Here is a 23,746-nt window from a genome sequence, read left to right on the forward strand (position 1 = left end):
AGTTCCATGTCCGCTTTCGCGCAAAAGAATTGAACAACCGGAGGAGGTGTGGTACATTCGGCATGGTAGAATAGGAGAATGGAGAGGAAGAAAGACGAGAGGATGGTAGGGGTGCCTGACACACAGGTAATGGAGCGGGATACGGATTTTGCCCGCCTTGCAGATACATTGGAACGGATCGGATCGATGATGGAAGAGACGGGAGACGGCACGACGCCGGGGAAAATGGCGCAGCTTGCCGAGAAGACGCGGCGGGCAGAGCTGAACATCGCGTTTTGCGGCCACTTTTCCGCCGGCAAATCGACAATGATCAACACGCTGTTGGGCGTCAATCTGCTGCCGTCTAACCCGATTCCCACCAGCGCCAACGTGGTCAAAATCCGCGGCGGGGAAAAGGCGGCCCGCGTCTATACGCGCAGCAGCGGCGTTCTGATCTTTGACCCTGACACCGAAATGGAAAAGCTGAAGCAGTTTGCCGTGGACGGGGACACCGTGGAATGGGTGGAAGTCTCCTATCCGGGGACGTTCCTGGACGAGCGCTCCAGTCTTCTGGATACGCCGGGGATCGATTCCACCGACGCCGCCCACAAGATCGCGACCGAATCGGCGCTGCACCTGGCGGACGTGGTCGTCTACATGATGGACTACAACCACGTGCAGGCGGAGGAAAACTTCAATTTTACCAAAGCGCTGAAAGACCGCGGAAAACCGGTCTACCTGGTCGTCAACATGATCGACAAGCACATCGACTTCGAGCTTGATTTCGACAGCTACAAGGAGAGCGTGGAAGAGGCGTTCGCCACGTGGAACATCCGGCCGGACGGCATTTTCTACACGTCGCTGGCGGAGCCGGACCACCCGGAAAACCAGTACGAGGCGTTTCGGGAGAAGCTGCTGGCGCTGATCGGCGAGCGGGAGAGGCTGATCGGGGAGAGCGTCGTCCACTCGGCGGAGCACCTGATCGACGAGCACATAAAAGGGATCGCGCAGCGCAGCGCGGCGGCTCGCGAAGCGCTGGAAAATAGGCTGGAGACTCTGGCGGTGGACGGTGTGGACAAGAGCGACGCCGCCCAGGCGGAAGCGGCGCTCCGGGAGGCGGAAGCGGCACAGTCCGCGCTGGCCAGCCGGGCGGAGGAGGCGCGCAAGCAGATGGAAAAAGAGCTGACCGCCCTGCTCGACAACGCGCGGCTGACGTACTACAGCACCAACGAAGCGGCGGAGCGCTATCTGGAAAGCCGCAAGCCGGGATTCAAGGTGGGCCTGTTCTTTGCCGCCAGAAAAACGGAGGAGGAGCGGGCCAAGCGGCTGGACGCCCTCTTGGCTGATGTCCGCGAAAAGGTGGCCGGCAATCTCGACTTCCACTTCAAGGACCTGATGAGCAAGCTGCCGGAAGCGTACGGCATCCGCGACGAAGACTACCACGCCGCCGTGCACGCCACGCGGATCGAGGTGACGGCCGAGTTCCTCGCCGCCCTTGTGAAGGACGGAGCGGGCACGCGCGAATACGTGATGAACTACTGTTCCGACATTTCCAACGCGATCAAGGCGGAGTACCACCGCGCAGGACTGGCGTTCATCGAGCAGGTGACGGCGCGGCTGCGGCAAGAGGCGGAGGCGGAGGCCGAAGCGCTGCAAGCGCGGCTGGGCGTACTGCGCGACCTGGTGGAGATCCACGCCGGGCTGGCCGCGCTGGCAGAGAGCGAGCGGACGGCCAAAGAGCGGCTGCGAGCGATTTTGCGTGAAGGAGCGTAACGGAGACAATGAACCAACTGAGGGAGAAACTGTTCGCCGCGGCGGAGCGCTTGCGGCGGGCAAGCCATGAAATTGCGGCGGTGCCGGGGATGCAGGCGCAGGCCGAGGCGATGCGGGAGCGTGCCGACCGGCTGACCGCCAACCGCTTTACGGTCGCCTTGTTCGGGGCGTTCAGCGCCGGCAAGTCGTCGTTTGCCAACGCGCTGATGGGGGATCTGGTTCTGCCGGTGTCCCCCAATCCGACGACGGCGGCGATCAACAAAATCATGCCGCCGACCGACCGCCATCCGCACGGGACGGTGCGGGTGGTCCTGAAGAGCCGGGAAGCGGTGGAGCAGGACGTGCTGCGCTCGCTGGCCGTCTTTGGCCTGTCGGCCGACGGGCTGGAGCAGGCCTTGGCCGAACTGGACAAGATCGACGTGGCGCACATTCCGCCGACAGCCAAACCGCATTTCACCTTTTTGAAAGCGGTGACCAAGGGGCTGGGCGACATGGCTCCCCATTTGGGGGGCGAGCTGATCGTCGACATGCAGGCGTTCAAAGGCTTTGTGGCCAAAGAGGAGAAAGCCTGCTTTGCCGAGTACATCGAGCTCTTTTACGCGTGTCCCTTGACCGAGCAGGGCATCGTGCTGGTCGATACGCCCGGAGCGGACTCGATCAACGCCCGCCATACCGGCGTCGCCTTTGAGTACATGAAAAACGCCGACGCGGTGCTGTTCGTCACCTACTACAACCACGCCTTTTCCCAGGCGGACCGGGAGTTTTTGCTGCAGATGGGCCGCGTGAAGGACACCTTCGAGATGGACAAAATGTTCTTCATCGTCAACGCCGCCGACCTCGCCTCCTCCCGGGAAGAACTGGACGGCGTGGTGGCGCACGTGGAGAAAAACCTGCTCGCCTGCGGCATCCGCCATCCGCGGATCTATCCCGTCTCCAGCCAGACGGCGCTGCTGGCCCGGATGCACGAGGCGGGCAAGCTGACCGCCTCGGCGGAAAAAGTGTACCGCCAGCGCACCGGCACGGCGGAGGGCGAACCGCTGCCTTCGGCGGAACAGGCATTTCAACTGTCCGGCATGGCCGGGTTTGAGCGGGATTTCCTCCGCTTTACCCTGGAAGAGCTGACGACCATTGCCGTCAATGCGGCGATGGGGGAAATCCGCCGGGCACACGACACGCTGGCCGAGTTCATCCGGATGGCGCAGGCGGACGAAAGCGAGCGGCTCGCGCGGCGCCAGGCCGCCGAAGAGGCGAAACGTGCGGCGCTGGCGGCGGTGGCCGAGCTGTCGACCGCATCGGCCGAACGGGATCTGGCCAAGGAGCGGGAGGAACTGCTGTACTATGTGAAACAGCGCCTCTTCTTCCGGTTCAACGAGCTGTTCAACGCCGCGTTCAACCCGGCCGTGCTGAAAGAAGACGGGCGGAACATGAAGCAGGCGCTGCAGGGCTGTCTGGCCGACCTGCTGCGGTCGATCAGCTACGACCTGGCGCAGGAAATGAGGGCCACGACGCTGCGGCTGGAAAAGTTCGTCAACAAACTGGGGGCCTCCCTGGTGGAGCAGTGGCAGCGGGACGTGCAGCGGCACGCCGCCGGGCTGACGTTGGCTCCGTACCAGCCGCGCCAGACGGAGACGCTGCCGTTTGCCGAAGAGCTTCCGGTGGAAGCGTCAGCCCTGCAGCCGGCGCTTTCCCTGTTCAAAAACACGAAGGACTTTTTTGAACAGGACGGCAAGGCAAAACTGCGCGACCAACTGGAAAAGCTGCTGCAGGAACCTGTCGCCGCTTACGTCGCGGCCGGCAGCGAGCAGTTGGGCGAGCAGTTTTCCGCCCTGTTTGCGGCCGTGGCGGCGGACGAGCGGAACCGTGCGGCGGAGCAGGTGGAATCGTACTTTACTGGCGTGTTTGCCGCGCTGGACATGAATCTGGATCTGGACGAACTGGCCGGCAAGCTGCAGCGCGTGGCTGCCGAACTGGCTTGAGCGACACCGGGCGAGACGAGAACCGGCGCAGCAAAACGAACAAAGCGGCCCCGTCACGGGGCCGCTTTTCTGCGTTTGCCGGCGCCACTGGCCGCAAGGAACGCAAGGGGGACTCATCCCCCTTGTTTGACGGCCCGGCGCGCCTCCCACTCTTCGCGCAGAATTCCCATCTTGATCGCGTCGTAGTATTCGCCGCGCACGATGCGCGCCTTGCGCACCCGCGCTTCTTCGATCATGCCGCAGCGGGCGGCCAGCCGGATCATCCGCTCGTTGCCGGACCAGGTGCCGATTCCCAGCCGGACCGTGTCCATGTGGGTAAACAGATAGTCGATCCACATCTGAAACGCTTCGCTGCCGTAACCGTTGGACCAGTAGCGCGAATCGTAGATGACGATGCCGATCTCAAACCAGTTGGTCACCTCCGACACCCAGTAGCGCCCCACACTTCCTTTCAGCTCTCCGTCGATTTCGATGATCAGCTCCGTGCGGGGGTTGTCCGTGCCCGCGAGAGCCAGCGCCTCCCGGTGTTTGGGAAGCTGCCGGTACTCTTCCAGCGTCATCGGCTCCAACGGCTTGTAGGGGCCGTTCCAGTTGAGATGCTCCCGGTCTTCCGCCTCGTAATGCCAATAGTAGAGCGTGTCCAGATCCTCCGGACGGATGTCGCGCAGTACCACTTTTTCCCCTTTGAGACAGATGTTCATGCGTGTTCCTCCCGGTTATGCGTCAATATGTTGTGATCATGGCAGGTGACAGGAAAAGCTCCCGCTGGCGGCCGGCCGGCTTTGTACGCGCGTATCGCGGTTCGAGCTTTTCTGTTACACTTAGTCTACATGGCATCTGCACCTGTCGACAGTGACAGTTTGCAAAGATTTGATAAGGACAGAGAGGGGAGACCAATGGACCTGACGCCGATCTTGCACGCCGACAGCGATGAACCGCTGTACGTTCAGCTGTATCACGCCATCAGCCGGGAGATTGCCGCCGGACGCATACCGGCGGGAAGCCGGCTTCCGTCGATCCGCCAGCTCGCCCGGTCCGCCGGGGTGGGCAAGATCACGGTGGAAGCGGCCTATCAGCAGCTTCTGGCGGAAGGCTACATCGTCAGCCGGGAGCGCAGCGGGTATTTTGCCGCCGACATCGAGGCCTGGGCGGACAGCCGCACGGACGAGCGGCCTCCGCTGCCCACCGAATGGAAAAAGCGGAAAGGAGAGCATCTCTCCTGCCGGTACAACTTTCACGGCTCGGTGGTGGACACCCGTCACTTCCCGTATGCGCTGTGGCGTGCCTGCCTGACGGAGGCGATGGACCGGTACGCCGCCGATTTTGCCTTTTACGGGGACGACCAGGGGGAGTGGGAGCTGCGGGTGGAGCTGGCCCGCTACCTCAGACGGGCGCGGACGCTGGTGTGCGAGCCGGAGCAGATCGTCATCGGCACGGGGCTGCAGCAGGCGCTCAGTTTTCTCTGCCTGATGCTGCGGGACGATCACCGGGTCGTGGCGATGGAGGAACCGGGCTACGCCGATGCCCGCGTCGTGTTTGAACATCACGGCTTTCGCGTCGTGCCGGTGCCGCTGGAGGAGGACGGCCTGTCCGTGGACGCGCTGGAGCAGAGCGGCGCCACCGTCGTCTACGTGACGCCCGCCCACCAGTATCCGCACGGCATGGTCATGCCGGTGGCCAAACGGCTCCGCCTGCTGCAGTGGGCCAAGGCGTGCGGAGGGATCATCATCGAAAACGACTACGACGGCGAGTTCCGCTACAACGTCAAACCGACGCCCTCCCTGCAGGGCATGGACCAGGCGGGAACGGTGGTGTACATCGGCAATTTCTCCAAGGCCTTTTCCCCCGCGCTGCGGATGGATTACACGGTGCTGCCGCCGGTCCTATTGCGCCGCTACCTGGAGGGCTTCCAGGCGTATCCGTCGCCCGTTCCGCGCCTTGAGCAGCGGGCGATGCAGCTCTTTATGCAAAAAGGGTACTGGGAAAAGCACGTCCGCAAGATGCGGACGATTTACCAGAAAAAGCATGCGATCCTGCTGCAGGCGATTGCCGACCACATGCCGCCGTGCGTGACCGTGCTGGGCCATTCCGTGGGACTGCACATCCTGTTGGAAGTGAATACCGACCGCAGCGAAGAAGAGCTGATCCGTACGGCCGCAGAGGCGGGAGTGCGCGTCTACCCGGTCGGCCGCAACTGGCTGGAGCCGCGCGGCGGACAGGAGCGGCCGCGCATCATCGTCGGCTTTGGCGGCGTGAGGGAAGAAGACATTCCGGAGGGCATTCGCCTGCTGGCCGACGCGTGGTTTGGGCGATGCTGAGCGTTTTGTCGATTGATGAGAGCAGAACGCGTCGTGAGGAGGGCCCCGCGAGAACGGAACCGTGCGGTGATGTTTGCGGGGGTTCGGGCATCCCTCATGCGTGAAAAGGGCAGACCGCCAACGCCTATGCATTGGCGGTCTGCCCTGTGACTGCGGAAGCAGGCTGGCGATTGGGCGCCAGGGTGTATGCGTGGAGCAGGAAGAGCGGCGCAAATGCTTACTGCCTGCTCAATCGCTCGTATCGGTCAAATTGCTCCTGCAGCTGCTGCGACGGCTTTTGCGTCAGCAGGCTGACGATCACGATGGCCAGCAGGCTGGCGGCAAAGCCCGGCACCATTTCGTAGAGGAAATTCTTGAGCACGTCGAACTGGGTCCAGATGATGACGGTGGCGGCGCCGGCGACCATCCCGGCGAGGGCGCCCCATTTGTTCATCCGTTTCCAGTAGAGGCTCAGCAGCACCACCGGGCCAAACGATGCGCCAAACCCGGCCCAGGCATAACCGACCAGACTCAGGATCGTGTCGTTCTTGCTGTAGGCGAGCACCACGGCGATCAGCGACACCAGCAGGACGGACAGCCGGCCGATCAGGATCAGCTCCTTGTCCGTGGCCGAGCGGCGGAAGAACGTTTTGTAGACGTCTTCGGTCAGCGAGCTGGAAGTGACGAGCAGTTGGGAAGAAACGGTGCTCATGATCGCCGCCAGGATGGCTGCCAGGAGGAAGCCGGTGATCAGCGGGTGGAACAGAATTTTGCCCAGTTCGATAAAGATCGTCTCCGGATCGGCAATCGACCAGCCCTGTTTGGAGTACAAGGCGATGCCGATCAGGCCGGTCAGCATTGCGCCGGCGACGGAGAAGATCATCCAGCCCATGCCGATGCGGCGTGCTTTTTTCATCTCCTTGACGGAGGAGATGGCCATGAAGCGGACGATGATGTGCGGCTGGCCGAAGTAGCCGAGCCCCCAGGCAAACAGCGAGATGATGCCCAACAGGCTGGTGCCTTTGAAAATGTCAAGCAGGGTGGGGTCGACGGCACGGATTTCCGTGAAGGTCGGCCCGATTCCGCCGACGGTCAGGATGGTGACCAGCGGCACCATCACCAGCGCGATAAACATGATCAGCCCCTGCACAAAGTCGGTCCAGCTCACGGCGAGAAAACCGCCGAACAGCGTGTAAGCGATGGTGACTCCGGCCACGATCCACAGCCCGGTGTGGTAGTCGAGGCCAAACGTGTTTTCGAACAGCACGCCGCCGGACACGATCCCGGAGGAGACGTAGAACGTAAAGAAGATCATGATGACAAGGCCGGAAACCAGGCGCAGCATGCGGCTGCTGTCGCCGAAGCGGTTTTCCAGAAACGCGGGAATGGTGATGGAGTTGTCGGCTACTTCCGTATAGGTGCGCAAACGCGGCGCCACGTACAACCAGTTGGCGTACGCCCCGAGCGTCAGGCCGATGGCAATCCACGAGGCGCTGATCCCTTGGGAAAACATCGCGCCGGGCAGTCCCATCATAAGCCAGCCGCTCATGTCGGAGGCCCCTGCGCTGAGCGCCGTCACAGCCGGCCCGAGCGTCCGACCGCCCAGCATGTAGTCAGAGAGATTGGAAGTGCGCTTGTACGCGTAGTACCCGATCAGCAGCATGCCGACCATATAGGCGGTGATGGAAGCAGCCAGTTGCATATCCATGAGCGTTTGATTCTCCTTTACAATTTTATCAATATTGAACATTTTGTGACGATAACTAGTCTACCATGAAAGCGCTTTAAAATCTACTGGTAAAATCAGAACAATAAAACATGTAAGGGGTTGCATGCCGGAAAGACGTCCGGCACAACAAGCGAAAAAGCCTGCACGGGCTGTGCAGGCTTGCGTGCGGTACTTTTTCCGGTTGATCCACAGGGCCTTAAAAAACGCTGGCACGGACATGCCGCTGCAGGGCGGAGGGCGCGATCGGGCCGTACATCCGCGCCTCCTACTGCACCTGGATCTGTCCGCTGCTGTCGAGGGTTACCTTGAATTCCTTGACGACGGTCGGCTCTTCCCCGGGGTTGTTCAGATTGTGCCGCATCACGCGGAACGTGCCGTCCCCGGTCAGTTGGCCGGTAAATTCGACGCCCAACAGGTCGGATTTGTAGAAGCTGAAGTTGGCCAGCTCGGTCTTCTGCAGTTCCGCCGTCAACAACTGGCCGTCACCGCTGAACATCGCCTTGCGCAGCGGCTCCGAAGACTCGTATTTTTGCTGCAGGTAGGTTTTCAACTGCTGGGCGATTTCCGATTCGGCGATCTGTTTGCCCGTTTCCACCACTTGTTTTCCGGTTTCGATCGCCTGCTTGCCCGCTTCCACGGCCTGCTGCGCCGTCTGCACGCCTTCCGACACGTCGGAGCAGGCAGCCAGGAGCAGCGCGCAGCCGATCACAAGTACCTGGCGCATGATCGATTCTCTCCTTTCTCCCGGTTACGGTTCTCGGCGCAGGTTATCCCTTCTGTCTGCATGGAGAAATACGCCTCCCTGTATTGTACCATACGAGCGGGGACGGCGACTGCGTCAGCAGCGGACAAAACGCGTTCGCGGCCGCGCTGCCGGCGTACGACATTCTTTTGTGATGCGTTTCCACTTTCTCCGCAGCCGCATATGATGTGATAAGCCAGCGAGCTGCACTGACGACAGGGAGGAAGGGCAATGATTCAAGGGAAAGTGAAATGGTTCAGCAAGGAAAAAGGGTACGGCTTTATTGAACGGGAGGGCGGCCCCGACGTGTTTGTCCACTATTCGGCCATCACCGGAACGGGATACCGCAATCTGGAGGAAGGAGAACCGGTCACGTTTGACATCGTCAACGGCCAGCGCGGCCTGCAGGCGGCAAACGTGGTCCGCAAGAACAGCGACGGCTGACAGCTTACCCGGCCGGCAGCCCGGCAGCCCGGCGGAGCAGCAGACGCCAGCCGGATGCCCCTCGACAAACAGTCCTGCAGACGTTCAAGACGCCGTTGCTCCCGCGGGAGCAGCCGGCGTCTTTTTGCGCATGTCTTACTGACGGGACAAAAATACGAAAAAGGCGATCAACAAAACAATCGTGAGGAACAGATAGATCGAGAGCAGGTTTTTCGACCGCTTCGCAAAACTTCTGTTCGTCTTTTCTTCCGGGTTGCGGCCGATCAGGATGGTGCAGACAAGTCCGACAAGGGATAGAACGAAGACGGCTATGATAAAGGGATAAACGCTCACATCGGTACACTCCTTTCGGTCTTTGCCATGCGTCAGCGAGGAGCTGAACACATGGGGCCACATGCTTGTCCCACACGATCATATCCCGTTGTTCGCCGAAATGGACCATCCACTTGCCCACTTTTTTGCCCATCCACTTGAACGACCGTCGTTCCCCGGGTGCCGTGACCCTGGGGGAAGAAAGCGGCGGGCGGTCATTGGCGACAAACGGAGCGATACGCCTCCGCCAGCCGGCTGATCGCGTCCTGAATCCGCTCTTTTGGGGGGCGTCCGAAGGTGAAGCGGACGAACCCTTTTTTTGATCCGAAGACCATGCCCGGGACAAAGATGACGCCGCGTTTGACCGATTCGGCCAGCATCCGGTTCTCGCTCCACTCGCCCGTCAACCGGCACCATATATGGATTCCTCCTGCGGGCGGCACAAACTCTGCGCTGCCGCCAAACGACTCGCGCAGCGAACAAACAAGCCGCTCGCTGCGGCCGGCCAGCTCCCTGCGCAGCATGTCCAGATGGGCGGGAAACCACTCCGAGGACAAAAAGCGGTTCGCCAACCACTGGGGAAAAATGCTGTGCCCAAAATCGATCTGCTGCTTGGCGTCGGCCAGCCGCTCAATGACCGTTCGGGGCCCGACAACCCATCCGATCCTCAACCCGGAGGCGACAATCTTGGTCAGCGAGCTGATGTACAGCACGGTGCCGTGTCGATCCAGGGACTTCAACGTAGGAACATGTTCGCCCGAAAAGGCGGTCAGGCTGTACGGGTCGTCCTCCACGATGGGAATTCCGTGTTCAGCCGAAATCTCCAACAGCCGTTTCCGCCGGGGCAGGGAGAGGAACGTTCCCGTCGGATTCTGAAAGTTGGGGTTGAGAAAGACCATTTTGATCCGATGCTTGCCGTGCAGCGCCAGCAGTTCGTCCGGATCGATGCCTTCGCTGTCCACAGGGAGCGGAAAAAGCCGCACGCCCGCCGACCGGAACAGCGGCAGCGAGTAGCAGTACGACGGGTCTTCGATCGCCACGGCGTCGCCCGGCTGGAGCAGGCACTGGACCACGAGATGTAGGGCCTGTTGGGCGCCTGCCGTCACCAGGATGGACGAGGGAGCGGCATCGATGCCCTTCCACGTCTTCATGTGGGCAACCAGCGTGTCGCGCAGCTGCGGATTTCCTTGCGGATGCTCGTAGCCAAAGTGACAGGGGAAGTCGCCCGCGGCCAGCAGCCGCCGAAACTGCTCGTGCGGGACCAGTTCGGGAGACAATTCGCCGCTCGCCAGGTCAAGCATGTCGCTGTCCTGCGTGTCGCGGCGTATCTGGCGGATCAGCGGCAGGTTGGGACGGAACAATCCAGCCTCTGCCATCCGCTTCCAGTCGGGCGTGCGATTCCGGGCCAAGCCCCAGATGTCCCGGCTCACAATGGTTCCGCTGCCGTGTCTCCGCTCCACCAAGCCGGCCGCCCGCAATTCCTCGTAGGCGGTCACGACGGTCGAACGGTTGACCTGGAGTTCCTTGGCGAGCAGACGTTCGGACGGCAGACGGCTCCCGGGCGGAAACTCTCCGCTGGCGATCCGCTGTTCCATCCATTCGGCAATTTGTTTGTAGACAGGTGTATGTCCCTGACGGATCGGTTTCCAATCCACCTTAGCATCCCCGGCTTTCTCACAATACTTTCGTGTCGCCGTTATTATAGCACAGCCCGTCCGTTGACCGCGAAAATACGGATCGCTGCCGCTCCGCACATGATTCAGATGATAATACATATTTCTTTTTAATAATAATTATTGAAAGATAATTGTTCTTGTGTTATGGTTAATGCGTGACAGTGATAATAGTTTTCAAATAATAGTTATTCTAATTACATGGGAGGCATGATCATGGAGAACCGTAATGTTTTGACGACCAATCAGGGAGCGCCGGTGGTGGACAACCAAAACTCGAAAACGGCCGGCCAGCGCGGACCGACGCTGCTGGAAGACTACCACCTGATTGAGAAGCTGGCGCACTTCGACCGCGAACGGATTCCGGAGCGCGTCGTTCACGCCCGGGGGGCGGGAGCGCACGGCGTGTTTGTGACGACGGCCAGCATGGCGAAATACACCCGGGCCGCCTTTTTGCAGGAAGCAGGCACGGAAACGCCGGTGTTCGTCCGCTTCTCCACGGTGATTCACGGCGGCACATCACCGGAGACGCTTAGAGATCCGCGCGGTTTTGCCGTCAAGTTCTACACCGCCGAAGGCAACTACGACCTGGTGGGCAACCACCTGCCCGTTTTCTTTATCCGCGACGCGATCAAGTTTCCCGACATGGTGCACTCGCTGAAGCCGGCGCCGCACAACAACATTCAGACGCCCAACCACTACTGGGATTTCATGACGCTGAGTCCTGAATCCACGCACATGCTCACCTGGCTGTTCTCCGATTACGGGACGCCGGCCAACTACCGCCAGATGGAAGGGTTCGGGGTTCACGCCTTCAAATGGGTGAACAAGGACGGCCAGGTCGTATACGTGAAATACCACTGGAAGCCGCTGCAGGGCGTCAAAAACCTGACGGCGGAAGAGGCGCGGGAAATCGGCGGCCGCGACTTCAACCACGCGACCCGGGATTTGTACGAGGCGATCGAAGCCGGCAACTTTCCGCAGTGGGATCTGTACGTGCAAATTCTCGATCCGAAAGACATGGACGCGTTTTCCTTTGACCCGCTCGATCCCACGAAGGTATGGCCGGAGGACGTGCTGCCGCTCGTCAAGGTGGGCACCATGACGCTCAACCGCAACCCGGAGAATTACTTTGCCGAAGTGGAGCAGTCCGCCTTCGCCCCCAGCGCACTGGTGCCGGGCATTGAGCCGTCCGAAGACAAACTGCTCCAGGGCCGTCTGTTTTCCTATCCGGACACCCAACGTCACCGTCTCGGTCCCAACTACCTGCAGATCCCGATCAACTGCCCGTACGCGCCGGTGCGCAACTACCAGCGGGACGGGGCGATGCGCATCAAGCAGGACGCATCGCGGATCAACTACGAGCCGAACAGCTACACGGAAACGCCGAAACAGGCCCCTGAGTACGTGGAGAGCCAAGCGCCGCTGCACGGGGTCACGACCCGCCAGCGCATCGCAAAAACCGATGACTTTACCCAGGCGGGTGAACGCTACCGCTCTTTCAGCCAGACGGAGCGGGACAACCTGATCAAAAACCTGGTGAACGACCTGAAATCGGTCGACCGGGAGATCCAACTGCGGGCCATCTGCAACTTCTTCCGCGCCGACGCCGAGTACGGCATGCGCGTAGCGGAGGGGTTGGGCATCGACATCAGCGGGTATATCCCGCAGCCGTCGGGCGAGTAACCCCCTGAGCGAATCCGGGCCGGCGGCGCTGAGCCGGCCTCTGATCCACCCTGATCTTCCGTGTGAGGAGGGATAGTATGCGGGTCATTCAAGCCTTGTACAAGTACGCGCTGCCATCCACCGACGGCGTCCGCGTCTCCTGCGGCGAACTGCTGCGGGACGCGAACGGCCTTGTGCTCGTCTCGTTTCCGTTTGCCTTCACCGAGACCAGCGAACAGGCTCTGGCCTGGTTCCGCGATCACTACAGCCAGTTTGCGGAAAAGAACTACCGCGTCGTCGGGCTCAGCGTGGAAAACGTGTTTACGCTGAAGGCGCTGCGGGAAAAGCTGCACCTGCCGTATCACCTTCACAGCGACGCCAACCGGGAAGTAAGCCGGTCGCTCGGGATTCTCCTCCCGGAAGTGGCGGGGGTCAGGGACGTCACCGACTGCTCCGTCCTGTTCGTGGACCGCTTGCGGCACATCCGGCGCTGGACGTACGGCGGCGGTGTGTCCGATTTTGAACGGATTCAGCGGGAACTGGTCAAAAGCCTTGTCCCATTTCCGTCCCGTTTGGGTTACTATTAAAAGATGGGACAACTGCTGCACGCAAGGGAGCGATGAATGATGAAACAATACCTGGACCTGTGCCGCCGGATTCTGGCGGAGGGGACCGTCAAACAGGACCGGACGGGAACGGGCACGATCAGCGTCTTTGGCCACCAGATGCGGTTTGACCTGCGCGAAGGCTTTCCCCTGCTGACGACGAAAAAGCTGCATACCAAATCGATCATCCACGAACTGCTGTGGTTTTTGAAAGGCGATACCAACGTCCGCTATCTGCAGGAGAACGGCGTGCGGATCTGGAACGAGTGGGCGGACGAAAACGGCGAGCTGGGGCCGGTGTACGGCAAGCAGTGGCGTTCGTTTGCCGGTCCGGACGGGAAGACGGTGGACCAAATCCAGTGGGTGGTGAACGAGATCAAGCGCAACCCCGATTCGCGCCGACTGGTGGTGAGCGCCTGGAACCCGGCCGAGCTGGACAAGATGGCGCTGCCGCCGTGCCACGTGCTGTTCCAGTTTTACGTCGCGGACGGCAGGCTCTCCTGCCAGTTGTACCAGCGCAGCGGCGACACGTTTCTCGGCGTGCCGTTCAACATCGCCAGCTACGCGCTTCTGACGCACATGGTGGCCCACGTGACCGGACTTGAGCCGGGCGAATTCGTGCATACGCTCGGCGACGCCCACCTCTACCTCAACCACGTGGAGCAGGTGAAACTGCAGTTGACCCGGGAGCCGCTGCCGCTGCCGCAGCTCAGGCTGAACCCGGCCGTCACGTCCATCTTTGACTTTACCTTTGACGACATCGAGATCGTGGGCTACGAAGCCCATCCCCACATCAAGGGGGAGGTATCGGTATGATCAGCATGATCGCGGCGTACGCCCGCAACCGCGTGATCGGCAGGGACGGCGCGATGCCGTGGCATCTGCCCAACGACTTGAAGCACGTCAAGGAAGTGACCACCGGCCAGACGATCGTCATGGGGCGCAAGACGTTTGAGTCGCTGGGCCGGCCCCTGCCCAACCGGCGCAACGTGGTGCTGACCCGCCGCCGCGACTTTGCCCCGCCGGGCGTCGACGTCGTGCACAGCGTGGAAGAGGTGCTGGCGCTGGGCGACGTGATCATCTTCGGCGGCGCCGAACTGTACCGCCAGTTCATGGATGTGGCCGATCGGCTGTACATCACGGAAATCGACATGGAGGCGGAGGGAGACACGTTTTTCCCCGAGTGGGACCGGGACGCGTTTACCCTGGTCTGGAAGCGGGAGGGAACGGTCGACGAACAAAACCCGGTCCCGCATACGTTTTACCTGTATGAACGAAAAAACAGGAGCGGCGCATGAGCCTGCCCCCTGCCCACACGGCAAAGCCGGACGCCCGACGCGCGGCACCGCGCGGATCGCGGCCGTCCGGCTGTTTCCGTATGCGGAGGAACCGGCAAGCCAGACAGAAAACGGGTGGGATTCCTGGTCATGGCACGGACATATCCTCAGACAATCCTACATACAGAAAGAAAGTAGAGGCACAGGATGACAATTGCGAACATTCGGGAAACGGGAGCCGTATCCACGATCATTTCCCGGAACATGATCGCCGCCCTTCCAGCGGCGGGTGTGGACCTGCCGCAGCCGGAGCGCAGTTGTTGAGGCAGCAGGCGGGCGGACGCGGGGGAGCACAGCGGTCGGGGGCCAACATGCCCGTTTTCCCGGATCACGTGCCGAAAGTGACAGGGTGTCAGCCCACTGGCTGCGGGAGGCGATCGGTGTGAAAGTGGACTATCACGTACATCTGGAGGAAGGGCCGTATTCGCTTGGCTGGCTGAACCGGACGGCGGAAGCGCTGCGTCCGTTTTTTTGCACGGCCAAACAAACGCACAGCCGCGAGTGGCTGGACGCCTTTTTTCCGCAGCTGGCGGAGCGCTTGCGGAACGGGGCGTTTTCGGCGGAGTGGCTTGATTTGTACCGGCTGCGGGCCAAGCAGGTGGGCCTTGCGGCAGTCGGGGTCGTCGATCACCTGTACCGGTTCCGCGAGTACAAGGCCTATTACGAGGCGCATCTGCACCTCGCCGGAGACCAGTTGGGAGGACTGCAGCGCCGCTGGCTGGAACAGGTGTGCGTGACGTCGCTGGACGATTTCGTGACGTTCGTCGAGGGGCAGAAGCAGCGCTGGGCAGAGGACGGGATCGAGCTGAAAGTAGGCATCGAACTGGACTATTTTCCCGGCGGAGAGGCGGTGCTGGCCGACGTGACCGGCGCGTACCCCTGGGACTACTGCATCGGCTCCGTTCACTTCCTGCAGGGATGGGGGTTTGACAATCCCGACACGCGGGAGCGCTTTCAGCAGACCGATCTGTACATGCTGTACGGCCGCTATTTTTCGCTTGTAGAGCAGGCCGTATCCAGCCGCCTGTTTGACGTCGTCGCCCACCCGGACAGCCTGAAAGCGTTCGGCTACCGGCCGGACGAGGCGGCGCTGCTCTCGTACTACCAGCGGATTGCCCGGGCGTTGAAGGAGACCGGCACGGCCACGGAGATCAACACGGGTCTTCTGTACCGCTATCCGGTCAGGGAGATGTGCCCCAGCCTGCGCTTTTTGGAGATACTGGCCCAGCACGGCGTTGCCGTCACCACCTCGTCCGACGCCCATTTTCCCGATCAAGTCGGCCATCACCTCGACGAGGCGCGGGAACTGTTGAAGCGGGCCGGGTTTCGCACGATCGCCGTGTTTGACCGGAGGCGGCGGGAGCAGGTCGATCTGTTTTGATATTTATGCAAATCTATGAATAAAGTATCACTTTTGCTATGATGGAGAAAAAAGAGCAGAAGTAAAAGCGGGAGGATGGACATGTTGCAGGAGAAGCTGAAAGAACTGCTGAAAGAGATGGAACCGCAGATGGTCGCGTGGCGCCGCCATCTGCACCAGTATCCGGAGCTGTCGTTCCAGGAGGAGAAGACGCCCGCCATGATTGCGGACATCCTGCGCGAGCTGCAGTTTGACGAGGTGCGGACCGGCGTGGGCGGACGCGGCGTCGTCGGCGTGCTGCATGGCGGAAAGCCGGGAGCCACCGTCGCCCTGCGCGCCGATTTTGACGCCCTGCCGATCCAGGACGAAAAAGAGGTGGCGTACAAGTCCAAAGTGCCGGGCGTGATGCACGCCTGCGGCCACGATGCCCATACGTCCGGGCTGCTGGGGCTGGCGACGGTGCTGGCCCGCCACCGCGACGAGATCCCGGGCACGATCACGTTCCTGTTCCAGCATGCCGAGGAGGAAAATCCGGGCGGCGCGATTCAGATGGTGGAAGACGGCGCGCTGCAGGGGGTCGATGCCATTTTCGGCGCGCACCTCTGGTCGATGTGTCCGGTCGGCACGGTCTGGGTGAGCGCCGGTCCGGTGATGGCCAATTGCGACGACTTCATCATCGAGATCAAGGGCAAAGGGGGGCACGGCGCCGTCCCGCAGGAGACCGTTGACGCCATCGTGATCGGCTCCCAGATCGTGAGCGCGCTGCAGACGATCGCCAGCCGCAACATCAGTCCGCTGGAGAGCGTGGTCGTCACGGTGGGAACCTTTCACGCCGGGGACAACTACAACGTGATCGCCGACCGCTGCCGCCTGACGGGCACGGTCCGCTCGTTCCTGCCGCACGTGCGGGACAAGGCGGAACAGCGGCTGATCGAGATTGCGAAGGGGACGGCGGCGCTGATGGGAGGCAGCGCGGAGGTGACCTACATGCGCGGCTATCCGGCCGTCATCAACAGCGAGGCAGAGACGGAGATCGCCCGCCAGGCGGCCGCGGCGGCGGTCGGCTGGGACAACGTGGAACGGATGGAGCCGACGATGGGAGCGGAGGACTTCGCCTACTATCTGGAAAAAGTGCCGGGCTCGTTCCTCTTTGTCGGCGCCGGCAACCCGCAAAAAGGGGCCGGGTATCCGCACCACCATCCGCGCTTTGACATCGACGAGAGCGCCATGCTGATCGCCGCCGAGGTGCTTGGCCGCGCCGCTCTCGACTATCTGGACAAACACGGACGCTAAAGCGTCCACGAAGCGCCTAACCCTTGTGGGCCCTGGCGCTTTTTTTCACGTTCGGCCATAAGCTGATGGGGAGAAGTCATCCACAGAGAGGGAGGACGACACGTGAAAAAACGGATCGGCATTCTGACCTATCGGGGGGAAAAGGGTTTTAACGAACCAGGATTTTTGCGCCGGCTTGTGCGGGAGGGAAAGGAAATGGGCGCGGAAGTGTTTGTCTTTTCGCCGCAGGATGTGAACGCCGCCTCCCGCCGGATCAAGGGGTTTACGCCGGGAGCGGACGGCTGGAAAAGCGGTTGGTACGCCTGGCCGGACATCGTGATCGACCGGTACCGCTACTATCCGATAGAGAAGCACAAGAGCTACCTGCCGTTCCGCAACAAGAACTGGTTCCGCTACGCCAACAGCCGCTTTGCCAACAAGTTTCGCGTCCATCAGGTGCTGATGCAGGAAGAAGAACTGCAGCGCTGGCTGCCGGAGACCCGGCTCTACAGGCGGGAGGAGCTGGCAGACATGCTGAAGCGGCACGGCGTCGTCTACGTCAAGCCGACCAATGGATCGGGCGGACGCAGCATCCTGCGGGTGGAGCGGAGAGGGAAGGTCTACCTGCTGCGCGGACGGACCAAGAATCAAGGGAGGAAGAACGCCGTCCTGCCGACGCTGTCGGCGCTCACCACCGAAATCGAGCGCTGGACGAATCGGGAAAAATACGGGGAGGAGCAGTTCTTCCTGCAGCAGGGGCTGGATTTGGCCCTGCTGCCGGGGCGGACGGTGGACGCGCGCCTGTTGATCCAGAAGGATGGAAGCGGCGAGTGGAGGCTGACCGGCGTGGGGATGCGGATCGGTCCCAAGCGATCGTCCACGTCCAATCTGCACGGCGGCGGCACCGCGGTGCCGGCCGGCCGTTTTCTGGCCTTCCGCTTCGGCGTGCAGGAGGCGGAGCGGATCCTCCGCGAGTGCCGGGAGCTGGCGCTGAAAACGGTGGAAACGATCGAGAAACATTTCGGATCGATGATGGAGTTTGGTTTTGATTTGGGCATCGATGCGAACGGCCGGGTGTGGATCATCGAAATCAATCCCAAGCCGGGACGTGACATTTTCCGCAAGCTGGGCCAGTGGGACCGCTACCGCCTCGCCGTGCGAAGACCGCTGGAGTACGCCCTGTATCTGGCGGCGAACGACCGCATCGCCTCCCGGACCGGATGAGGCCTCCTGCCGGCGGGAGGTCTTTTGCCGTACGGGGTCCGCACTCGAGGAAGCGGTGAACACCGGCTCCGATCCGACGGGTTTCCTTTGGGCTCCGCTGCCTTCATAATAAGATAAGAAGAAACCCCCAAAGAGGTGAAGAGACATGATGGAGTCGTTTCGCATTGCCGCCGGCGAGGATTTGACGATCCGCGGCGATTTTCACGCGAAGAGCGCGTCGCCGGACCAGCCGCTCGTGATCTTCTGCCACGGGTTCAAAGGGTTTAAGGACTGGGGCAGCTTTCCCTACGTAGCCGAGCAGTTGGCCGAGCGGGGTATCGCCGTCGTCCGCTTCAATTTTTCCTGCAACGGGGTCGGGGAAAGCCTGACGGAATTTGACGAGCTGGAAAAGTTCGGGCGCAATACATACGCGCGCGAAGTGGACGATTTGACCATCCTGACGAGGTGGCTGCTGGAAGATGGCGGAGTGTTCTCCGCCCGGTTTGACAAGGAAAAGCTGTTTGTGCTGGGCCACAGCAAAGGCGGGGCGGACGCGATCCTGTTCGGGGCGGGCAACCCGCTCGTCCAGGGGATCATCACCTGGAACGGGGTGGCCGACGTCAATCTGTTTGACGAGAAGCTGCGCCGTCAAATCGCGGAACAGGGCGTCGGCTACATCGCCAATGCCCGGACCGGACAGCAGATGCCGATCACCCAGGCGGTCATCGACGACGTGGACCGGAACCGGGACAAGTACGACCTCCTGGCAAAAGTGGCGAGCATGCCGCAGCCGCTCTGCATCATCCAGGGGCGGGAGGACTACGTCCGGCTGGTGAAGGGAGCGGAGCGCCTGCACGAGGCGGCGCGGGAGAGCGCACTGCACTGGATCGAAGCGGGCGACCACACCTTCAACACCCGCCATCCGTTCGCCGGCACTTCCCCTCAACTGGAAGAGGCGATCGAACGGACAGCCGCCTTTGTCCACGCCCGGTGCACATGAGCAAAAGCGGCGAAATCGCGCGTTTTCTTTCCCCATGGGCTGTGGTATACTGAATAGCGTCATAAGATGAATAATACAAAGTATTCAGAAAATAACAGAGGCACATGGGGTGGAGAGAAGATGAAAGAAAAGGTGTATCTGTACGATACGACGCTGCGGGACGGCACGCAGGGAGAGGGCGTCAGCCTGTCGGTGGAGGACAAGGTGAAGATTGCCTTGAAGCTGGATCAGTTTGGCATCGACTTTATCGAAGGCGGCTGGCCCGGCAGCAATCCCAAGGACATGGCCTTCTTTGAGCGGATGCGGGAGATTCCGCTGAAACACGCCGTGGTGACCGCGTTTGGCAGCACCTGTCGGCCCAACGTGGCGGCGGAGGAGGACGACAACCTGCGGGCGCTGCTGGAGAGCGGCGTCAAGGCGGCGGCCATTTTCGGCAAGTCGTGGGATCTGCACGTCACCGACGCGCTCAAAACCACCTTGGACGAAAACCTGCGGATGGTGGCCGACTCCGTCGCTTTTCTCAAATCGCGGGGGCTGACCGTCCTGTTTTTGGCCGAACACTTTTTCGACGGCTACAAGCACAATCCGGTCTACGCGCTGCGCGTGCTGGAAGCGGCGGAGGAGGCCGGCGCCGACTGGATCGTTCTCTGCGACACCAACGGCGGCAGCCTGCCGCACGAGATTTTCGAGACCGTCCGCACGGTAAAGGCGAGTGTGCAGACACCGCTGGGCATCCATCCCCACAACGACGGCGAACTGGCCGTGGCCAATGCGCTGGCGGCGGTTCAGGCGGGCGCGCAGCAGGTGCAGGGGACGATCAACGGGATCGGCGAACGGTGCGGCAACGTCAACCTGGTCTCGGTCATTCCCAATCTGCAGTTGAAACTGGGATACGCCTGTGTCGCGCCGGAGCAGATGCAGCAGTTGACCAAACTGTCGCGTTTCGTGGCGGAGATCGCCAACATGGCGATGCCCAACAACCAGCCGTTTGTCGGCAACAGCGCGTTTGCCCACAAAGGCGGCATCCACGTCAGCGCCGTGCTGAAAGACCCCAAGACCTACGAGCACATCGAGCCGGAGCTGATCGGCAACAAACGGCGCGTGCTGGTCTCCGAGCTGGCCGGCCAAAGCAACCTGCTGGCCAAGGCGGAGGAGCTGGAGATCGACGTGGCGCTGGACAGACAGGAAGCGCGGGAGATCGTCAAACGGATCAAGGAGCGCGAATTCCAAGGCTACCAATACGAAGGAGCGGAGGCGTCGCTCTCGCTCATGCTGCTGGAGGCGGCGGGCAAGCTGCGCCAACTGTTTACGCTCGACTCGTTCAAGATTTTGATGGAAAAGACAGCGGACCAGTCGATCTCCTCGGAAGCGATGGTCAAGCTGAATGTCAATGGCCAGGTCGTCCACACCGCCGCGGACGGCAACGGTCCCGTCAACGCGCTGGACAACGCGCTGCGCAAGGCGCTGGAGAACCACTTCCCCTGTCTGGCGGAGATGCACCTGACCGACTACAAGGTGCGGGTGCTGGACGAGAGCGGGGCGACGGCGGCCAAAGTGCGCGTCCTGATCGAATCCGCCCGCGACGGAGAAAAGTGGAGCACCGTCGGAGTCTCCACCAACGTGATCGAAGCGAGCTGGGAAGCGCTTGTGGACAGCATCCGCTACCTGCTCTGGAAGGAAGGCTGCGTGGAGGCGGAACGGCCGGAGCAGACGGAAGCGCGTGTGGGCATCGTCAATCACTGATGGAAGCGATTGAAAAACGGGTCCTCCTTGCGGCAATGCCAACAGGAGGGCCCGTTTGTTCGTGTGGACGGCGCTTTTTCAGTGCCGGTGACGGGAAGTAGCCGCCATGATACCGGGACATCCCGCCGGAATGAAGGACAGAGAGGGATGGTATGCTAAGAAAAACCATGCGGGAGGGAACGCCTTTGCGAAGCGCCGACGCCAAACAGCAGCCGAACGACCAGCCGTACAGCATCGACATTCGTGTTACCTTTGACCAGCGGATTCAGGAAGCGGTGTTATGCTCCCTGCTGGACGACATGCGCCTGGCTTTGCAGGACAATTATCCGTTGATGAAGATACAGATGATCGGTGACGATGCCGTTTGCCCGGGGGAGCGTGCCGCGAAGCGCGGTTCGGTCACGGACACCGGCTTGCAGGGATAGACCCGTGCGCTGCACATGTGCCTGCGTCAAACCGCCTGTCCCGCGTTAAACCGCCTATTCCGCGTCAAACCGCCTGTCCCGCGTCCTCTTTTTCCTCAGCGGCTCCCTGACCGAGGTCGATCGATCGCAGCGCCGCATTCATTCCTCCCATTGCCGCACACAGGCACAGCAGCAGCGCTCCCAAGCCATAGCTGGGTTTCGCGCCGATCACATCGGCCAGGGCGCCGATGCCGCCGTAGGTGATCGGGATCGAGATGTTGAACGAGATCGACGTCATGCTGTTCACCCGCCCCCGCATCCTGTCGGGAATCAGCGTCTGCATCAGCGTGCTCAATGGAATGTTGCAGACCATGACCCCGATCCCCAGAAGAAAATTGCCCCCATACGCCATCCATGCGAACGGGGTGACGGCGACGACCAGCATGCCGACAGCTTCCAGTCCCAAACCGGCGATAAACCACCGCCCCACTTTTTTGGGGGAGAGCGTCCCGCCCAGCACGCCGCCCAGCAAGAGCCCCAATGCAATGGACGTTTCAAACCAGCCCAACATCCGGGCGTCTCCGTGAAAATCACGTTGAATCAGCATGGAAGGCAGAACGTTGGTAGGAGCGAGGGCAACATTGGCGAGCGTTCCCAACAGCAGGAGAAGCAGCACGATCTTGTTGGTCGCCAGCCAGTCCAGCCCCTCCTTGATCTCGCTGATCACGCTCGTTCCGGACGTGGGAGAAGCCACAGGCTGGGCCGCGTCGTTGCGGATCCGTTGAACAAAAACCAGTGACACCAGAAAAGAGAACGCATTGATTTCGATGGTCCCGGCCACGCCGACGAACGCGACCAGGATACCGCCCAGCGTCGCCCCGACCATCCGCATCACCTGCATGGTTGCGGACAGGAGGGCGTTGGCGCTCACCAGCTCATGTCTGCCGACCAGGTCGGGAATCAGGGATGTTTGCGCGATGCGAAAGAGCGTTCCGGCCATCGACGCGCAGATCGTGACGACGTACAGATGCCACATGTGAAACGAGCCGCTTGCGATCAGCACGCCCAACAGCAGCATGGCAAGCGTCTGGATGAGGTCGGCGATCTGCATGAGACGTTTTCGGTTCAGGCGATCCGCCAACACGCCGAAATAGAGCCCCACGAAAGGCTCGGGCAAAAACTTGAGAATAAACAGCAGACCCGTTTGCAGAGCGGAATGTGTCTGCTCGTAGACGAACCACATCAATGCGACGCTGTATCCATAATCGCCCAGTGCGGAAACGGCACGGGCAAGCCAGAGGCTGCGCAATGAGGAGTTGGTCGCGAGCATTCCGGTGAAGCGGGAGAGCGGCAGGCCCTTCAAGACACACTCACTTCCTGTCTGAATTTATGAAACGAAGACGGATGAGATCATCTTTCTTGCCGGCTCTCGCAGTAAATCATCCGCTGTATGTAAAATAGCGCATCTCGTGCATTTGTCAAGAAAAAATTCCATCCATTGACAGTAAGCGGTAACGGGGAATAGCCATGAATGCAAAAAAAATCGCCCGTGATCGAGCGATGCGCATGACCGGTACAGCGCTGACGAGTTACCAATAATGCTGCTGATAGGGATGGGGAGGCTGGGCATACGGTTGATAGCCCTGCCCCTGACCTTGATGACAGCCTAAGGGAGGGCCGATGAAGGTCGAACGCTGTATGGGGGCCAGCGTATTTCTGACGTTGGACTCATTCAGGCAGTATGTGTACGCCCATATTTCACTGGGCGTCAATCTCAGGATATCGGATCCCAGGATGACTTCGGGGATGGGGGCATTGAAGATGGCGAGCAGATGCGTGTTGTCGGCGGTTGCGATTTCCCAGTGCCACCAGGCCTGAGGGACGTTGACGACTTGGCCTGGCGTAATCTGATAATGAAAAACGCAATTCGTAAATGGATTGATGAAGGAAACATTCGCCGCTCCGGAAATGCAGTACACCAGCTCCGCAGCATTTTGATGGTAATGAGGCTCCACGATGTTGCCCGCACTGAGGAAGATGTCCAGCAGGGACACGTTGTCCAGCGTATTCAACTGTTGGGTGGGGCGAGAAAAAACGCACGGCCCGATCCGGTCGGTGACCGGGGAACCGGTCCGTGCCGCACGGTCTGAGAACGTGTTGGGGAAACAAATGAAACACGCCGTTCCGCACAGCGGATACGGCGTGTTTTCAAGCGAGGAAGCGGGGCGAGAG

21 protein-coding genes are annotated in these 23,746 nt (G+C 61.1%); 14 read left to right on the forward strand and 7 right to left on the reverse strand.

From position 1 onward, the window contains the following. Positions 1-78: 78 nt before the first annotated feature. Both A6764_RS05865 and A6764_RS05870 read left to right on the forward strand, forming a co-directional pair. A complete protein-coding gene (locus A6764_RS05865) occupies positions 79-1,752 on the forward strand; it encodes a dynamin family protein (protein WP_255309672.1) in 1,674 nt (557 codons plus the stop codon). A gap of 8 nt (positions 1,753-1,760) precedes the next feature. After that, positions 1,761-3,728 (forward strand): dynamin family protein, encoded by a 1,968-nt coding sequence (locus tag A6764_RS05870; RefSeq protein WP_143862567.1) that lies wholly within the window; start codon positions 1,761-1,763, stop codon positions 3,726-3,728. 113 nt (positions 3,729-3,841) lie between these two features. Here the strand turns inward: A6764_RS05870 and A6764_RS05875 are convergent, their stop codons facing one another. Next, the gene (locus tag A6764_RS05875; protein ID WP_065067081.1) at positions 3,842-4,429 is read right to left on the reverse strand and encodes a GNAT family N-acetyltransferase; all 588 of its coding nucleotides are present in this window, start codon (positions 4,427-4,429) and stop codon (positions 3,842-3,844) included. Between the two features lie 195 nt (positions 4,430-4,624). Between A6764_RS05875 and A6764_RS05880 the strand changes: the two genes are divergently transcribed. Beyond that, positions 4,625-6,046, forward strand: a complete 1,422-nt coding sequence (locus A6764_RS05880; RefSeq protein ID WP_264622448.1) for a MocR-like pyridoxine biosynthesis transcription factor PdxR — start codon at positions 4,625-4,627, stop codon at positions 6,044-6,046. A gap of 217 nt (positions 6,047-6,263) precedes the next feature. Here the strand turns inward: A6764_RS05880 and putP are convergent, their stop codons facing one another. Together putP and A6764_RS05890 are read right to left on the reverse strand one after the other, a co-directional pair. After that, on the reverse strand, positions 6,264-7,733 hold the full coding sequence (gene putP / locus A6764_RS05885) for a sodium/proline symporter PutP (protein ID WP_065067078.1): 1,470 nt from the start codon (positions 7,731-7,733) through the stop codon (positions 6,264-6,266). Between the two features lie 286 nt (positions 7,734-8,019). Then, on the reverse strand, positions 8,020-8,478 hold the full coding sequence (locus tag A6764_RS05890; RefSeq protein ID WP_029098571.1) for a hypothetical protein: 459 nt from the start codon (positions 8,476-8,478) through the stop codon (positions 8,020-8,022). 249 nt (positions 8,479-8,727) lie between these two features. On the opposite strand from A6764_RS05890, the gene A6764_RS05895 reads away from it, so the two are divergent. Further along, entirely contained in the window at positions 8,728-8,940 is a 213-nt protein-coding gene (locus A6764_RS05895) for a cold-shock protein (RefSeq protein WP_029098572.1), read from the forward strand. 135 nt (positions 8,941-9,075) lie between these two features. Here the strand turns inward: A6764_RS05895 and A6764_RS05900 are convergent, their stop codons facing one another. Both A6764_RS05900 and A6764_RS05905 read right to left on the reverse strand, forming a co-directional pair. Beyond that, positions 9,076-9,273 carry a hypothetical protein gene (locus A6764_RS05900; protein WP_029098573.1) on the reverse strand — a complete coding sequence of 66 codons (198 nt, stop codon included), beginning with the start codon at positions 9,271-9,273 and terminating at the stop codon, positions 9,076-9,078. A 194-nt stretch (positions 9,274-9,467) separates the two neighbouring features. Continuing rightward, positions 9,468-10,907: a MocR-like pyridoxine biosynthesis transcription factor PdxR gene (locus A6764_RS05905; protein WP_176703268.1), complete on the reverse strand. Its 1,440-nt coding sequence runs from the start codon at positions 10,905-10,907 to the stop codon at positions 9,468-9,470. 234 nt (positions 10,908-11,141) lie between these two features. On the opposite strand from A6764_RS05905, the gene A6764_RS05910 reads away from it, so the two are divergent. From A6764_RS05910 to A6764_RS05955, 10 genes are all read left to right on the forward strand, one after another. Continuing rightward, a complete protein-coding gene (locus A6764_RS05910) occupies positions 11,142-12,611 on the forward strand; it encodes a catalase (RefSeq protein ID WP_065067077.1) in 1,470 nt (489 codons plus the stop codon). Between the two features lie 77 nt (positions 12,612-12,688). Further along, on the forward strand, positions 12,689-13,177 hold the full coding sequence (locus A6764_RS05915) for a redoxin domain-containing protein (protein WP_051188134.1): 489 nt from the start codon (positions 12,689-12,691) through the stop codon (positions 13,175-13,177). 39 nt (positions 13,178-13,216) lie between these two features. Then, the gene (locus A6764_RS05920) at positions 13,217-14,011 is read left to right on the forward strand and encodes a thymidylate synthase (protein ID WP_029098576.1); all 795 of its coding nucleotides are present in this window, start codon (positions 13,217-13,219) and stop codon (positions 14,009-14,011) included. After that, a complete protein-coding gene (locus A6764_RS05925; RefSeq protein ID WP_065067076.1) occupies positions 14,008-14,493 on the forward strand; it encodes a dihydrofolate reductase in 486 nt (161 codons plus the stop codon). The genes A6764_RS05920 and A6764_RS05925 overlap by 4 nt, the downstream gene beginning before the upstream one ends. A gap of 421 nt (positions 14,494-14,914) precedes the next feature. Continuing rightward, positions 14,915-15,913 (forward strand): histidinol phosphate phosphatase domain-containing protein, encoded by a 999-nt coding sequence (locus A6764_RS05930; RefSeq protein ID WP_065067075.1) that lies wholly within the window; start codon positions 14,915-14,917, stop codon positions 15,911-15,913. 81 nt (positions 15,914-15,994) lie between these two features. Continuing rightward, positions 15,995-17,185, forward strand: a complete 1,191-nt coding sequence (locus A6764_RS05935) for an amidohydrolase (RefSeq protein ID WP_065067074.1) — start codon at positions 15,995-15,997, stop codon at positions 17,183-17,185. Positions 17,186-17,287: 102 nt separating this feature from the next. Further along, positions 17,288-18,388, forward strand: coding sequence for a YheC/YheD family endospore coat-associated protein (locus A6764_RS05940; protein WP_065067073.1), 1,101 nt, complete (start codon positions 17,288-17,290; stop codon positions 18,386-18,388). 145 nt (positions 18,389-18,533) lie between these two features. After that, the gene (locus tag A6764_RS05945) at positions 18,534-19,367 is read left to right on the forward strand and encodes an alpha/beta hydrolase family protein (RefSeq protein ID WP_065067072.1); all 834 of its coding nucleotides are present in this window, start codon (positions 18,534-18,536) and stop codon (positions 19,365-19,367) included. Positions 19,368-19,487: 120 nt separating this feature from the next. Continuing rightward, positions 19,488-21,110 (forward strand): citramalate synthase, encoded by a 1,623-nt coding sequence (gene cimA / locus A6764_RS05950; protein ID WP_065067071.1) that lies wholly within the window; start codon positions 19,488-19,490, stop codon positions 21,108-21,110. Positions 21,111-21,262: 152 nt separating this feature from the next. Then, entirely contained in the window at positions 21,263-21,535 is a 273-nt protein-coding gene (locus tag A6764_RS05955; RefSeq protein WP_141669655.1) for a hypothetical protein, read from the forward strand. A gap of 64 nt (positions 21,536-21,599) precedes the next feature. Here the strand turns inward: A6764_RS05955 and A6764_RS05960 are convergent, their stop codons facing one another. Beyond that, positions 21,600-22,877 carry an MFS transporter gene (locus A6764_RS05960; protein WP_065067070.1) on the reverse strand — a complete coding sequence of 426 codons (1,278 nt, stop codon included), beginning with the start codon at positions 22,875-22,877 and terminating at the stop codon, positions 21,600-21,602. A 226-nt stretch (positions 22,878-23,103) separates the two neighbouring features. Beyond that, positions 23,104-23,622, reverse strand: a complete 519-nt coding sequence (locus A6764_RS05965; RefSeq protein WP_255309671.1) for a cupin domain-containing protein — start codon at positions 23,620-23,622, stop codon at positions 23,104-23,106. Positions 23,623-23,746: the final 124 nt, after the last annotated feature.

This window comes from Brevibacillus sp. WF146 (assembly GCF_001673705.2).
Taxonomy (GTDB): domain Bacteria; phylum Bacillota; class Bacilli; order Brevibacillales; family Brevibacillaceae; genus Brevibacillus; species Brevibacillus thermoruber.